At 66.2% G+C, this 13766-nt stretch carries 13 protein-coding genes; 8 read left to right on the top strand and 5 right to left on the bottom strand.

Annotated features, from left to right (window positions below; all coding sequences use genetic code 11):
- Window positions 1-12 precede the first annotated feature (12 nt).
- From ASC68_RS02625 to ASC68_RS02615, 3 genes are all read right to left on the bottom strand, one after another.
- Window positions 13-225 (bottom strand): hypothetical protein, encoded by a 213-nt coding sequence (locus tag ASC68_RS02625; RefSeq protein WP_055874319.1) that lies wholly within the window; start codon window positions 223-225, stop codon window positions 13-15.
- A 56-nt stretch (window positions 226-281) separates the two neighbouring features.
- Window positions 282-1031: an ABC transporter permease gene (locus ASC68_RS02620; protein WP_055874316.1), complete on the bottom strand. Its 750-nt coding sequence runs from the start codon at window positions 1029-1031 to the stop codon at window positions 282-284.
- Between the two features lie 241 nt (window positions 1032-1272).
- Window positions 1273-2220, bottom strand: coding sequence for an ATP-binding cassette domain-containing protein (locus ASC68_RS02615; protein WP_055874313.1), 948 nt, complete (start codon window positions 2218-2220; stop codon window positions 1273-1275).
- 204 nt (window positions 2221-2424) lie between these two features.
- Here ASC68_RS02615 and ASC68_RS02610 point away from each other — a divergent pair, with 204 nt between their 5' ends.
- From ASC68_RS02610 to pnp, 6 genes are all read left to right on the top strand, one after another.
- The gene (locus ASC68_RS02610; RefSeq protein ID WP_055874310.1) at window positions 2425-3225 is read left to right on the top strand and encodes a TetR/AcrR family transcriptional regulator; all 801 of its coding nucleotides are present in this window, start codon (window positions 2425-2427) and stop codon (window positions 3223-3225) included.
- Between the two features lie 140 nt (window positions 3226-3365).
- Window positions 3366-3773, top strand: a complete 408-nt coding sequence (gene rbfA / locus ASC68_RS02605; protein ID WP_055874307.1) for a 30S ribosome-binding factor RbfA — start codon at window positions 3366-3368, stop codon at window positions 3771-3773.
- A gap of 154 nt (window positions 3774-3927) precedes the next feature.
- A complete protein-coding gene (truB, locus tag ASC68_RS02600; protein ID WP_055874304.1) occupies window positions 3928-4824 on the top strand; it encodes a tRNA pseudouridine(55) synthase TruB in 897 nt (298 codons plus the stop codon).
- Window positions 4825-4914: 90 nt separating this feature from the next.
- Window positions 4915-6639, top strand: coding sequence for a sensor histidine kinase (locus tag ASC68_RS02595; RefSeq protein WP_055874299.1), 1725 nt, complete (start codon window positions 4915-4917; stop codon window positions 6637-6639).
- Window positions 6640-6771: 132 nt separating this feature from the next.
- Entirely contained in the window at window positions 6772-7041 is a 270-nt protein-coding gene (gene rpsO, locus ASC68_RS02590; protein WP_055874294.1) for a 30S ribosomal protein S15, read from the top strand.
- A 345-nt stretch (window positions 7042-7386) separates the two neighbouring features.
- Window positions 7387-9519 carry a polyribonucleotide nucleotidyltransferase gene (pnp, locus tag ASC68_RS02585; protein WP_055874291.1) on the top strand — a complete coding sequence of 711 codons (2133 nt, stop codon included), beginning with the start codon at window positions 7387-7389 and terminating at the stop codon, window positions 9517-9519.
- A gap of 202 nt (window positions 9520-9721) precedes the next feature.
- Here the strand turns inward: pnp and ASC68_RS02580 are convergent, their stop codons facing one another.
- Entirely contained in the window at window positions 9722-11242 is a 1521-nt protein-coding gene (locus tag ASC68_RS02580) for an MFS transporter (RefSeq protein ID WP_055874288.1), read from the bottom strand.
- 158 nt (window positions 11243-11400) lie between these two features.
- Here ASC68_RS02580 and ASC68_RS02575 point away from each other — a divergent pair, with 158 nt between their 5' ends.
- A complete protein-coding gene (locus tag ASC68_RS02575) occupies window positions 11401-11685 on the top strand; it encodes a hypothetical protein (protein ID WP_055874285.1) in 285 nt (94 codons plus the stop codon).
- Window positions 11686-11721: 36 nt separating this feature from the next.
- Here ASC68_RS02575 and ASC68_RS02570 read toward each other — a convergent pair whose 3' ends face one another.
- Window positions 11722-12327: a TetR/AcrR family transcriptional regulator gene (locus ASC68_RS02570; RefSeq protein ID WP_055874280.1), complete on the bottom strand. Its 606-nt coding sequence runs from the start codon at window positions 12325-12327 to the stop codon at window positions 11722-11724.
- A gap of 126 nt (window positions 12328-12453) precedes the next feature.
- Here ASC68_RS02570 and ASC68_RS02565 point away from each other — a divergent pair, with 126 nt between their 5' ends.
- Window positions 12454-13671, top strand: coding sequence for an MFS transporter (locus ASC68_RS02565; protein ID WP_055874277.1), 1218 nt, complete (start codon window positions 12454-12456; stop codon window positions 13669-13671).
- Window positions 13672-13766: the final 95 nt, after the last annotated feature.

Below are 13766 nucleotides of genomic sequence, written 5' to 3'. Positions count from 1 at the left end.
GTTGGCAACCCCTCACGGCAGCCGGTCGAGCACCGCGAACTCCTGGTGCACACGGCGGCGCTCGCTGTCGGAGAGCGGCAGCGCCTGGAAGCGGCGATAGAGGTCCGTCGCGACCTGATGCTGACCCATGGCGATTGCCAGTTCGATCCGCGATGCGAGCGCGCGGGCGTCGTCGCCGCTGCGGATCGCAGCGGTGAGGACGGGGATGGTGATTTCCTGGTTCATCACTATGGCCTCGGTTCTGGAAAGGAGGACCGGGCGCCCGCAGGCGCCCGGAGATGTCAGAGGCTCGCCTTGCGGATCGCCCGCGCGCCGATGCTGAGCCCGACCACCGCGGTGCCGAGCGCCACCAGCACGCCCCAGAGCACGGTGCTGGTGAACAGCTCGCCGGCGAACAGCGCCCGCTCCGCCTCGATCAGGTAGGTCAACGGGTTGAAACGGCTGGCGATATAGAGCCAGCTCGGACCGTTCTCAATCGGCAGCAGCACCCCGCCCAATAGCATCAGCGGCAGCGCCACCGACTGGCTCACCATGTAGAACAGCGACGTGTTGTGCCGCGCCGCGATTGCCAGCGCATAGGAGAGCGCCGCCACCCCGGCGCCGAACAGAGCCAGCAGGGTGAGCCCGAACAGCATCTGGATCGGATGGAGCGCCAGCCCGAACGGCCAGGCGAGGAGAATCAGCGCCAATGCCTGCAGCGCCAAGGGGAACATCTCCTTGAGCGAGCGGCCGAAGATCAGCGCCGGCCGGCTCATCGGGGTGGAGAGGAAGCGCTCCAGCACCCCGCTCATCAGCTCCTCGGTGAGGCTCCAGCCGACCATCGCGGTGCCGAACAGCGTCAGCATCACGATCATCCCCGGCACGAACCATTGCAGCGCCTCGGCGGTCGAGCCGCCGACATTGAGCAGGGGCACGAAGAACGCCAGGTAGAGGATGGGCTGCACCAGCCCGAACGCCATCCACGAGGGATCGGCGAGGGTGGGTTTCATCTCGCGGGTAAACGAGGTGGCGACGTCACGGAAGAAGGTCATAGGTGAATCTCCATTTGATACTGCCCCTCACCCGCCTCGCTACGCGAGGCACCCTCTCCCTCAAGGGGAGAGGGAGGCGATGGCGCGATCCGTACCCACCACTCTTCCTTCTCCCCTTCAGGGAGAAGGTGGCGCGCAACGCCGGATGAGGGGTCCGCAGCCAGTGGCTGCGCGATCCGAGTGAAACGAGGAGCGGCAACGCTGCTTGAGCCTCGCCCTCTTATCGGTGTGAATGGCCCTTTCATGCCGCGGTCTCCCTGAGCGAGCGGCCGGTCAATCCGAGGAACACATCGTCCAGCGTCGGTCGGCGCACATTTGCCGCCAGCACGCGTGCGCCGCGCTGGTCCAGTGCCCGGATGAACTCCGGCAGCACCGCCTCGCCGCCTTTCACCGTGACCCCGACGCGGGCGCCGTCGCGGCTGATCTCCCGCGCCTCGGGCAGGTTCGCGGCGAGTTCGGCGGCAAGCTCGGCATTGTCCGCGTCGATGGTGATGCGGTCGCCGGCGAGGTTGGCCTTCAGCCGCTCCGGCGTGTCGTTGGCAATGACCAGGCCGTTGTCCATGATCATCACCCGCTCGGCCATCTGATCGGCCTCATCGAGATAGTGGGTGGTGAGAAAGATCGTCATGCCGGTCGACTTCTTCAGTTTGAGGATGTGTTCCCAGAGGTTGGCGCGGCTATGCGGGTCGAGCCCGGTGGAGGGCTCATCAAGGAACAGCACTTTCGGGCTGTGCATCAGCCCGAGCGCGATATCGACGCGCCGCTTCTGCCCGCCTGAGAGACTCATGCCGGTCCGCTTTTCGAGCCCGGTGAGCTCCAGCATGCCGATCAGTTCGTCGGCGCGCCGTGCCGAGTCGGTCTTGCTCATGCGCTGCGCTGCGCCCTGGGTCAGCAGTTCGTCGCACAGCTTGTTGTAGCCGCCGGCGCCGGCGCCCTGGCCGACATAGCCGATGCGGCGGCGCACCGCGTTGGCGTCGCGCAGCACATCATGACCGGCGACGCTCGCCGCGCCTTCGGTGGGCGGCAGCAGCGTCGTCAGCATGCGCACGCTGGTGGATTTGCCGGCGCCATTGGGGCCGAGGAACGCCACCAGCTCACCCTCCGCCACGTCGAGGTCGAGGCCGCGCACCGCCTCCACCACACCTTCCTTGGTCTTGAAGCTGCGCTTCAGTCCGCGGGCATGGATCATTGCTTCACTCCTCAGTGCTTACATTGGACAAGCCTAACCAGCCCTGCTGACATGACGTGTCAGCAGACTGGTTTTCGACACGCGCGCCGGATGTCCGAATGGATATCTCGACTTTCGCGGGGCGCGGATATAACGTTGTGCAGTGTACGGGGTTTGGATAGACCCAATCCCGTACACTGTAAAGAGTTATTTTGTGGAGGCCGGATGGCCGAGGAAATTGTCGGTCGGGGCGATCCGATCCGGACGTTGGAACTGATGTGGGGCAGGGCCCCGGCGCCCAGGCGCGGGCCCAAATCGCGCGTCAGCGTCGCCGAGCTGGTGGCTGCCGCCGTTGCCATCGCCGACGCCGAGGGCATCGATGCCGTCTCGACCCGCCGGGTTGCCGAAGCGGTCGGGATCTCGCCGATGAGCTTTTACACTCACATCCCGGATAAGGCGGTGCTGCTCGACCTGATGCTCGATGCCGTCGCCACCGGACAGGCCGGCGAGGAGACGCCGGAATTTCACCCGGCCAACTGGCGGGCCAACGTGACCCTGGTGGCGCGCAGCTTTCGCCGCTTTTACCTCGCCCATCCCTGGGCGCTGCAGATCGGCACGCACCGGCCGGTGCTCGGCCCCAACACCATCCGCGCCTATGACAACTTCCTCAGCGTCTTCGACGGGCTCGGCCTCGGCGAAGTCGAGATGGATCTCTGTGTCATCCTCGTCGCCAACTATGTGCATGGCGCGGTACGCGACGTGGTGCGCGCCAACATGGTCAAGGCGCAGACCGGCATGAGCGACGATGAGTGGTGGTACACCATCGAGCCGTTCCTCTCGACCATGGATTTCTCGCCCTATCCGGTGGCGAGCCGGGTCGGCGCGGTGGTCGGCGAACTCTATGGCCTCGGCGACCCCGATCTGGCCTTCGATTTCGGGCTGGAACGCATCCTCGACGGGCTGGAGCGGCTGGTCGAAGGCAAGGCCTCCGGCACGGACGTCATTCCCGCGAAGGCGGGAACCTAGTGGGATGTTTCGGGGCCGGCGATGCGGAGAGATCGCACTGGGTTCCCGCCTACGCGGGAATGACGCCGATGGTAGCGTGAGTTCGTACCGGATAGGCCCCCACCGTTGACGGAAACGCGCCAAGCGCCTAACTCAGCCCGATGAAACGCGACACCCACAAGCCCACCGGTCCCAGCCAGCGCATGCTGCGCGTCGGCGAACTGGTGCGCCATGCTCTTTCCGGTGTCTTCGCTCGCGGCGAGATCGAGGATCCGCTGCTCGAAGGCAAGGTCATCACCGTGCCCGAAGTCCGCATGACCCCGGATTTGAAGCTCGCCAACGCCTACATCATGCCGCTCGGCGGCGCGGGGGCGGAGGAGATCGTCGCGGCGCTCAACCGCCACCACCGCTTCATCCGCGGCCGCGTGGCGCCCGAGCTCGACCTGAAGTTCGCGCCGGATCTGCGCTTTTTCGTCGACAACACCTTTGACGAGTTCGGCAAGATAGACGCCCTGCTGCGTTCCGACCGCGTACAGCGCGACATCCTGAAGGATGAGGACGAAGAGTAGCGTCCTGCCGGAACAAGCCTGCGCTCGCAGTCGTCTCCCTCCCCTTGATGGGAGGGATAAAGGGTGGGGTGGAGCCCCACGCTCCGGCGCGAGTGGCCACCCCCACCCTCATTCCCTCCCCACAAGGGGAGGGAGGCGAAAGAGGCCACGTCCAGTGTCCCAAACAAAATCCCTAAAGCGCGACGTCTCCGGTTGGTTGGTTCTCGACAAGCCCTATGACATGACCTCCACCCAGGCGGTGGGCAAGCTCCGCTGGCTGTTCGGCGCCAAGAAGGCCGGCCATGCCGGAACGCTCGACCCGCTGGCGACCGGTATCCTGCCGATCGCCCTGGGCGAGGCGACCAAGACCGTGCCCGCCGTGCAGGACGGCACCAAGGTCTATCGCTTCGCCATCAAGTGGGGCGAGGAGACCACCACCGACGACACCGAGGGCGAGGTCAGCGCCCGCTCCGATGTGCGGCCATCGGAGGCCGAAATCCTCGCTGCGCTCCCCGCTTTCACCGGCGAGATCATGCAGACCCCACCGGCCTTTTCGGCGATCAAGGTCGACGGCGAACGCGCCTATGACCTGGCGCGCGCCGGCGAGGTGGTCGAGCTGGCGGCTCGCCCGGTCTACGTCGAAGCCCTCCGGCTCATTGAACATGCCGGCGAAATCAGCCGGCTGGAAATGACCTGCGAGAAGGGCACCTATGTGCGGGCCCTGGCCCGCGACCTGGCCCGCCAGCTTGGCACCTGCGGCCACGTGGTCGAACTTCGTCGCACCGCCGTCGGCCCGTTCACCGAGGCGCGGGCGGTGACGCTCGAAGCGCTGGAAGCCGCCGCGGATCGCGATGCGCTGCTGCTGCCGGTTTCCGCCGGGCTGTCGCTGCTGCCCGAAATCCGCCTCACCCCGGACCAGGTGAGCGCCGTCCGGCACGGCAACCCCGTGCTGCTCGGCGGCGCATCGGCGCCGATCGCGCTGGACAGCGCCTGGGCCAGCAGCGCCGGCGTCGCCGTGGCGCTGGGGCGGGTTGAAGCCGGCATGTTCAAGCCCCAGCGCGTTATCATCTAGCGCTGGATGCCATTGGAACCAATAGCCCAACCGGGCGTTCTCGTGCTCTGAGACAGCAGGGGTTTGGGTTGATTTTCGCCGGGGTGCGTTATGGCTGACGGGCCGGGCCCGGCTGAGAGCAGTGCTATTGCGCGTCGGCGTGGCCCGACGGCGCGGCCGATTGCTGTCTACCTCTTCGTCCTGGCGCTGGTGGCCCTGGTCCCTGCATTCGTCTTCTCGGCCATTCTGCTGCAACGCAACAACGAGGCGCAGGAGCGCGTCGTCGAGACGCTGATCACCGGCAATGCCCGCTCGATCGTCCAGGCGGTGGATCGCGAGATCAACGCCAACATCACGACGCTGCGCGTCCTTGCCACCACCCCGCCGCTCAACCCCGCCGACTATCCCGAGTTTCACGCCCGGGTCAGCGTGGCGCTCGAGAACACCGCATCCTACGTCTACCTCGTCCACCCCGACATGACCTCGGACTTGTCCACCCGGGTCCCGATATCCGAGCAGGTGGCCAATCCGATCGGCGATGTCGAAACCGCGCAACGGGCTTTCGACAGTCGCGATGTGGCGATCTCGGATGCGGTGTTCGGACGTGTCTCGCAGCAATGGGTGGTCAACATCCTGCAGCCGATCTTTCCGGCCAACCAGCAGCCGCTGATCCTCGGCTTCAGCCGCGCCGCCAGCCAGCTGTCGAACACATTGCTGGCGAGCCGCATGCCCGAGGGCTGGCATGTGGCGCTGGTCGACAGGAAAGGCGTGATCATCGCCGCCGCCGACCAGGGCGGCAACACCGGCGACGCCTTCAACCTGGCGCCGATCGGCGAACTCGGCTCGACGGCCGGCTGGCGCAGCCTTGTCTCCGAGGGCAAGGACTACCTCGTTGTCGCGCAGCGCTCGACCCTCACCGGCTGGACCCTGGTGGCCTGGGCTGATCGCGGCGTCGTAGCCAAGCCCTTGGCCGATGCGTTCTGGTCACTTCTCGCTGGCGGTGTGCTGCTGGCGGCGCTGGTGGTGCTGGTGGTCTATGGCGTGAGCCTGCAGATCGGCCGCTCGGTGCATGGCCTCGAGGCCGATGCCAAGCGGCTCGGCGCCGGCCAGCCGGTCGAGGCGCGGCCTTTCCCGATCGAAGAGATCGAAACCGTATCGAGCGCCTTGGGCGATGCCTCGCGCCGACGCCAGGCCGCTGAGACCGAGGTCCGCTTCCTGATGCGCGAGCTGGCGCACCGTTCGAAGAACCAGATGACGGTGATCGCGGCCATGGCCAAGCAGACGGCGCGCGGTGCCGATACGGTGCCCGAGTTCGTTTCGAACTTCGAGCGCCGCATCTTCGGGCTCGCCCGTTCCACCGATCTGCTGCTGGCGCATGGCGTCGCCGGCGTCGATCTCAAGGAGCTGCTGGTCAGCCAGATCGATCCGTTCTGCCCGGTCGATGGCGAACGGGTGATCGTTGACGGCCCCGCGCTGCGGCTCAACGCCCAGGCGGCGCAGATCCTCGGCATGGCGGCGCACGAACTGGCGACCAACGCGGTGAAATACGGCGCCTTCGCCAAGGATGGCGGCCGGCTCGAGCTGACCTGGAAACGGCTTGGCGATGCGGTGAGCTTCATCTGGCACGAAAGCGGCAGCACCCCCGCCGAAACCTCCCCGCGCCGTGGCTTCGGCACCACCGTGCTCGAGAACATGGTCGGCCGTTCGCTCAATGGCGAGGTCGAGCGCGAGGTGCATGAGCTCGGCATCGAGTGGCGCTTCACTATTCCGCTGAGCTCGCTCGACCCCTCCGACAGTCTCAACGGCGCGGCCGAAACCCCGGCGACCGACAAATAACTGGCGTTCTCAGCCCCTTTCCCCTATAGAGCGCGCGAGTTCCGGCCCGGCCGGCGCTTATTCATGGCTCCACCTGGACGACATCCCGGGCGGCAGCGTCCCGATGATCCTCTGTTTGAAAGGACCTTTCCGATGTCGATTACCGCAGAGCGGAAGACTGCGCTCATCAAGGATTACGCCACCAAGAAGGACGATACCGGTTCGCCGGAAGTCCAGGTCGCGATCCTCTCCGAACGCATCGCCAATCTCACCGAACACTTCAAGCTGCATGGCAAGGACAACCATTCCCGCCGTGGCCTCTTGAAGATGGTTTCGACGCGCCGTCGTCTCCTCGACTACGTCAAGAAGTCGGACGAAGCGCGCTACAAGGCGCTCATCGAGCGTCTGGGCCTGCGCCGTTAAGGCTGGGTCGGTTACGACGACTACCCGGACCCACGAGGCACGCCTCGCGGGTCCACTCCGGCAGCTATGCCGGATACCAGCGTAGGCTGACGAACTACGCGGAGCATGGCGAGATCATCGGCCGCTCACGGCACCAGCGGGTGCCCTCTCCCGGAGACATGAGCGGCTCATCGTCTTGTCCATGTTCCGCCCCTCCTCGACCGGAGGGTGTCAGCGCGGAACCGTGCCGATTTTGGGCCGTAGTCGCACATGGGGTGCGGCGGGCGGCTGGCACACCGGAAGAGTTCGCGGGGTGGCTACGCCCCCGCGTTCCCGCTCTTTCCGGCAGAATGGAAAGACAATGCTATGCCCATCAACTTCGACTACCACAAAGTTGAGCTGAACTGGGGCGGCCAGCCCCTCACCCTCGAGACCGGCAAGATCGCCCGCCAGGCCGACGGCGCCGTGCTCGCCACGCTCGGCGAGACCGTGCTGCTCGCCACCGTCGTTTCGGCGAAATCCGCCAAGCCCGGTCAGGACTTCTTCCCGCTGACGGTCAACTATCAGGAAAAGTACTTCGCCGCCGGCAAGATCCCGGGCGGCTACTTCAAGCGCGAAGGCCGTCCGACTGAAAACGAGACGCTGACCTCGCGCCTGATCGACCGTCCGATCCGCCCGCTCTTCCCCGATGGCTATAAGAACGAGACCCAGGTGGTCGTCACCGTTCTGCAGCACGACATGGAAAACAATCCGGACGTGCTCGCCATGGTCGCCGCCTCCGCGGCCCTGACCATCTCGGGCGTGCCCTTCATGGGCCCGATTGGCGCCGCCCGCGTCGGCTATATTGATGGCGAATACGTCCTCAACCTCGCCGTCGATCGTCGCGCCGAGTCCAAGCTCGATCTGGTCATGGCCGGCACCCAGGACGCCGTGCTGATGGTGGAATCGGAAGCCCAGGAGCTTTCCGAGGAGATCATGCTCGGCGCCGTGATGTTCGGTCACGAAGCCTCGCGCAAGGTCATCGACGCCATCATCAAGCTGGCCGAACTGGCCGCCAAAGAGCCGCGTGATTTCACTGCTCCGGATTACTCGGCGCTCGAAGCCGACGTGCTGAAGGTGGCCGAGGCCGACCTCCGCGCCGCCTACAAGATCACCGACAAGGCGCAGCGCTACGCTGCGGTCGATGCCGCCAACGCCAAGGTCAAGGCGCACTACGCGTCGCAGATCGAAGCCGGCACCGTCTCGGCCGAGGACCTGGGCGAAGTCGTCCATAACCTCCAGGCCAAGATCGTCCGCTGGAACATCCTCGACACCAAGTCGCGCATCGACGGCCGTGACCTGACCACCGTCCGCCCGATCGTCGCCGAAGTCGGCGTGCTGCCCCGCACCCATGGTTCGGCGCTGTTCACCCGCGGTGAGACCCAGGCTCTCGTCGTTGCCACGCTCGGTACCGGCGACGACGAGCAGTTCGTCGATAGCCTCGAAGGCACCGGCAAGGTGAACTTCATGCTGCACTACAACTTCCCGCCCTACTCGGTCGGTGAAGCTGGCCGCATGGGCTCGCCCGGCCGTCGCGAGATCGGCCACGGCAAGCTCGCCTGGCGCGCCATCAACCCGATGCGTCCCAAGGCGGAAGAGTTCCCCTACACCATCCGCGTCGTCTCCGAGATCACCGAGTCGAACGGCTCCTCCTCGATGGCGACCGTCTGCGGCACTTCGCTGGCGCTGATGGATGCGGGCGTGCCGCTGAAGAAGCCGGTGGCCGGTATCGCCATGGGCCTGATCCTCGAAGGCGACCGCTTTGCGGTGCTCTCCGACATCCTGGGTGACGAAGATCACCTCGGCGACATGGACTTCAAGGTTGCGGGCACTGCCGATGGCATCACCTCGCTGCAGATGGACATCAAGATCGCCGGCATCACCGAGGAGATCATGAAGGTCGCCCTCGGTCAGGCCAAGGGCGGTCGCGAGCACATCCTGGGCGAGATGGCCAAGGCGCTCGACACCTCGCGTGCCACCGTGGGCGAGTTCGCTCCGCGCATCGAGACCATCACTATCCCGACCGACAAGATCCGCGAAGTGATCGGTACCGGCGGCAAGGTGATCCGCGAGATCGTCGAGAAGACCGGCGCCAAGATCGACATCAACGATGACGGCACGGTGAAGGTCTCGTCCTCGGACGGCGCCTCGATCGATGCGGCCATCAAGTGGATCAAGTCGATCACCGATGAAGCCGAAGTCGGCGCCATCTACCAGGGCACCGTGGTCAAGACCGCCGATTTCGGCGCGTTCGTGAACTTCTTCGGCGCCAAGGATGGCCTCGTGCACATCTCCCAGCTCGCCGCCCAGCGCGTCGGCAAGACCACCGACGTCGTCAAGGAAGGCGACAAGGTGTGGGTCAAGCTGCTCGGCTTCGACGAGCGCGGCAAGGTCCGCCTTTCGATGAAGGTCGTCGACCAGGCGACCGGCAAGGAAATCGCCGAGGAAGCCGCCGAGTAATCGGCAGCACTCTTCCAATGCAAAGAGGCCCGGGAGCGATCCCGGGCCTTCTTTGTTTGCCCCCCTGGCACGGTCGCCTCCCTCCCCCACGGGCGCTACGCGTCCCCCAGGAGGGGAGGGGTTGGGGTGGGGGTCCATCGGTGATCACCGGACCACCCCCTCCCTCAATCCCAGGCGACGGGGCGAGCGCGCTGGTCCTATTCTACGCCGTCGCCGGTCGCATGCCGCGGAACATCGCGATGGTGGTCACCGCCGCGATGAAGACGATCGCAGCGCCCAAGAGCGAGGTCACCAGCATGGCGTCGGCATAGGCGACGCGGGCCGCTTCCAAGAGCGCCGCGCCGCCCTCCGGCAGAGTCTCCGCGGCGCTGTGGGCGCCACCGATGCCACGCAGCGCCATCGCCACCGCTTCACCCGACAGGCCATGCGGCAGGGTCTCACCGAGCCCGCCGCGATACAGCACCGTGAGGATGCTGCCGAGCAGCGCAATGCCAAACGCCCCGCCGAACTCCGAGCTCGTTTCGTTGAGCCCGGACGCAGCGCCGGCCCGCTCCGGCGGCGCCGAGCTCATCACCAGGTCCGCCGCGATCGTCGCCACCGGGGCGAGCCCGAGCGACAGCAAGGTGTCGGCTGATATCAGCGTGATCAGGTCGCGCGACGGGGCGGTGAGCCCGATGACCAGCAGCGCTAGGGCCGCGACGGTCAGCCCCAGCGCCAGCACATAGGCCGGGCGCATCCGGCTCAGCAGCAGCGGGGTGAGCAACGAGCCGGCAACGAAGCCGAGGCCGACCGGCAGGCTCCAGATGCCCGCTTCGAACGGAGTCAGCCCCAGCACCAGCTGCATGTACTGCGCCACCACGAGGAACATGCCGAACAGCGCAAAGAAGCCGAAGACGTTGATGCTGAGCGCCGCACTGAACGCCGGGCGGGCGAACAGGCTCAAGTCGAGCAGCGGGTGGGTGAGGCGCAATTGCCGCCAGGCAAAAACGATGCCGACCGCCAGCCCCAGCGCGATGGCGCCGAGGCTGATCGCCAGCTCGCCGCCTTCGGCCAGCGACTTGATGCCGTAGATGATCGACAGCACCGCGGCCATCGACAGGGCGGCGCTGAGGATATCCAGCCGGCCGGCCCGCGGGTCCTTGTACTCGGGCAACAGCCGCGGTGCGACGAGCAGCAGCACCACCATGATCGGCACCGCGATCAGGAACACCGAGCCCCACCAGAAATAGTTGAGCAGTATGCCGCCCACTACCGGTCCGATCGCCCCGCCGGTCGAAAAACTCGCGACCCAGACGCTGATGGCGATGGTCCGCTCGCGGTCGTCGCGGAACATGTTGGTGATCAGCGACAGCGTCGAGGGCGCCAGCGTCGCGCCGGCAATGCCGAGCAGCGCCCGGGAAAAGATCAGCGTCTCCGCCGTCGGGGCGAAGGCGGCGAGGATCGAGGCTGCGCCGAAGGCGACGGCGCCGATCAGCAACAGCTTCCGCCGCCCGATCCGGTCGCCCAGCGTCCCCATGGTCAGCAGCGAGCCGGCGACGAAGAAGCCGTAGATATCGACGATCCATAACAGCTGCGCCGCCGTGGGATTAAGCGAAGCCGTCAGCGACGGCACCGCCAGGTTGAGGACCGTCAGGTCCATGGCATAGAGGATGCAGGGCAGGGCAATGACCGCGAGACCAATCCACTCGCGGCGTGTTGCGCGCATTGGCGTCGTGCCTGACATGCGGCGTTCCTTTCAACTCGTCCATCGTTGGGCAGGATGGTACGACGGTAAGGCTGCCAGCTGCTGTCAGGCTATACCGCCATGGCCTGGTCACCAATACTGGCACCTCGTGGCCTATGGGAATTGGCGAGTGCGCCGGGCGACCCCATATCAGGGGCATGACGATTTCCCTGGATGTTTCGCCGGTCGCGGTCTGGACGATCCTGACATCGTGGCCGCGCGGCTACTTCACGGCCCGTTATCAGGGCCGGCGCTACGGCGTGACCAACACGGCGCACGCCAATGGCAAGAGCTTCAAGCTCTATGCCGAGGAGCTGGGTGGCAGCGACCGCATCAGCCTGAATATCTACCGCCCGCCCAGCAGCATGGAGCCGGCACTGAAACCCTGCGAGATGCCGGTCGACAAGGTGACGGCGTTCGTTGCCGGAGCCGCGGTCGAGTAGTTCGCCCGCAACGAAATCAAAGACCGGCGGCCGCCGTCAGTGGCGGAGCGGCGCGTTGCGCAGCAACCCTTCGACGAGGCGCCGGTAGGCAGCGGTGGCGCGGTGGGAAATGGCCACCGGGTCGTCGGCATTGGCGATCCACTGCGCCGCATAACAGGAGGCGCCGCTAATCATCCGGGCGGTGGCCTCGGGATCGACATCGGCGATCACCCCGGCCTCGAGCAGACCCTCGAGGCTCTGCCGCATCGCGGTGATGCAGCCATTGGCGCTGGGCCATGAGGAAGGGTCGCCGAGCACCGCCGGACCGTCGCGCAGCATGATGCGCTGGATCTCGGGCTCGAGCGCCATCTCGATATAGCCGATGCCCTCCTCGACAAAACTCTCCCAGGCGTTCGGCGCCTTGGCAGCACGCGCCTTGAGCCGCACCGTCATCTCGCTGTCGATCTCGGTGACCACGGCTTCGAACAGCCCGCGCTTGTCGCCGAAATGGTGGTACAGCGCGCCGCGCGTCAGCCCCACATCGGAGGTGAAGTGATCCATCGAGGCTTCGGCATAGCCGACTTCGGCAAAGGCCTTGCGACCTGCCGCCATCAGCTTGGCGCGGGTTTCGACGATCATTTCACTGCGGGTTCTCTGGGCCATGCTCTGCCTATCTTACATACGTCACGTATGCTAATTGACATACGCTACGTATGTAACTAGATGTCTCACATACGCCGCGTATGTCAATCATGTAATCCGCGGCTTCCGAAATGTCGAGGGATCGTCATGCCGAATCCATATCTGGAGATCTTCCGGGCGCCCGGCGCCAAGGGCTTTGCCGCCGCCGGTTTCGTCGCCCGCATGCCCATGGCGATGGCGCCGATCGGCATCGTCGCCATGCTGTCGCAGACGCATGGCGAGTTCTGGCTCGCCGGTGCGGTGTCCGCCACCTACGCGCTTGCCAATGCACTATTCGCCCCGCAGATCTCACGGGTCGTCGACCGGCTGGGCCAGTCACGCGTGCTGATCCCGACGACGCTCATCGCTCTGGCCGCCTTCATCGTCCTGATGCTGGCGGCCTATCAGGATTGGCCGATCTGGACGCTGTTCGCCGCGGCGCTTGCCGCCGCGCTGATGCCGAGCTTTCCGGCGATGATTCGGGCGCGCTGGAGCGAACTGTTCCGCGATCGGCCCGAACTCAACACCGCCTTCGCCTTTGAATCCTCGGCCGATGAGCTGGTCTATATTGCCGGCGCATCACTGTCGGTGGGTCTCGCGGTGGCGCTGTTCCCCGAGGCGGGCCTGCTCGCCAGCACGCTGTTCCTGGGGCTGGGCGGGCTGGCCTTCATCGCCCAGCGTCGCACCGAGCCCAAGCCCAGCGGCGCCATGGCGGGCGGCGGGCAGTCCGCCATCCGGCAGCGGCCGGTGCAGATCATCACCCTTGCCTTGATCTTCGTCGGCGCGATCTTCGCCACGGCCGAAGTGAGCGCGGTGGCGATCACCGAAAAGCTGGGCGAGCCCGGCGCGGCCAGCCTCGTCATCGGCGTCTATGCCGTCGGCTCGTTCGTCGTCGGCCTGATCGTCGGGGCGCTCAACCTCAGGCTGGCGCTCGAAAAGCAACTGGCGATCGCACTGGCCGTCATCGCCGTCACCGCCTGGCCGCTGCTGTTCGTCGACAGTGTGCCGATGCTGGCGCTCGCCGTGTTCGCGAGCGGCGTCGCCATCTCGCCCACCTTCATCACGGCTTTCGGCCTGATCGAGCGCCGGGTGCCGGCGGCGATGCTGACTGAAGGCATCACCTGGGTGATGACCGGCATCGGCATCGGTATGGCGCTGGGCTCGTTCGTCACCGGCTGGGTGGTGGATAGCTATGGCGCCAGCAACGGCTTCGTCGTCTCGGTGGTGTCGGGCGCCCTGGCGCTGCTCACCGTGCTGCTGGGGCAACGCACCCTCGCCGGTCGCAGTCGCCTCCCGGCAGAGGCAGAACCGCAGCCGGCCGAATAAGCCGCAGGGCTGAGCCCCTAACCGAAACGCCGGTGCGGGCGGACCCCCACCCCTGTCCCCTCCCCGCAAGGGGGAGGGAGACGCTCACACCAGTA

It is taken from the genome of Devosia sp. Root105, from assembly GCF_001424865.1.
Lineage (GTDB): Bacteria > Pseudomonadota > Alphaproteobacteria > Rhizobiales > Devosiaceae > Devosia_A.
Note: the sequence above shows the minus strand (reverse complement) of the source record. Positions and strands in the feature narration are given on the sequence as shown.

What these genes read in the sequence shown, in the direction of transcription:
- ASC68_RS02595 (WP_055874299.1), top strand. Translation starts at nt 4,915, where the DNA reads ATGGCTGACGGGCCGGGCCCGGCTGAGAGCAGTGCTATTGCGCGTCGG.
- ASC68_RS02620 (WP_055874316.1), bottom strand. Translation starts at nt 1,031, where the DNA reads ATGACCTTCTTCCGTGACGTCGCCACCTCGTTTACCCGCGAGATGAAA.
- ASC68_RS02575 (WP_055874285.1), top strand. Translation starts at nt 11,401, where the DNA reads ATGACGATTTCCCTGGATGTTTCGCCGGTCGCGGTCTGGACGATCCTG.
- pnp (WP_055874291.1), top strand. Translation starts at nt 7,387, where the DNA reads ATGCCCATCAACTTCGACTACCACAAAGTTGAGCTGAACTGGGGCGGC.
- rpsO (WP_055874294.1), top strand. Translation starts at nt 6,772, where the DNA reads ATGTCGATTACCGCAGAGCGGAAGACTGCGCTCATCAAGGATTACGCC.
- ASC68_RS02610 (WP_055874310.1), top strand. Translation starts at nt 2,425, where the DNA reads ATGGCCGAGGAAATTGTCGGTCGGGGCGATCCGATCCGGACGTTGGAA.
- ASC68_RS02615 (WP_055874313.1), bottom strand. Translation starts at nt 2,220, where the DNA reads ATGATCCATGCCCGCGGACTGAAGCGCAGCTTCAAGACCAAGGAAGGT.
- ASC68_RS02570 (WP_055874280.1), bottom strand. Translation starts at nt 12,327, where the DNA reads ATGGCCCAGAGAACCCGCAGTGAAATGATCGTCGAAACCCGCGCCAAG.
- rbfA (WP_055874307.1), top strand. Translation starts at nt 3,366, where the DNA reads ATGAAACGCGACACCCACAAGCCCACCGGTCCCAGCCAGCGCATGCTG.
- ASC68_RS02580 (WP_055874288.1), bottom strand. Translation starts at nt 11,242, where the DNA reads ATGTCAGGCACGACGCCAATGCGCGCAACACGCCGCGAGTGGATTGGT.
- ASC68_RS02625 (WP_055874319.1), bottom strand. Translation starts at nt 225, where the DNA reads ATGAACCAGGAAATCACCATCCCCGTCCTCACCGCTGCGATCCGCAGC.
- ASC68_RS02565 (WP_055874277.1), top strand. Translation starts at nt 12,454, where the DNA reads ATGCCGAATCCATATCTGGAGATCTTCCGGGCGCCCGGCGCCAAGGGC.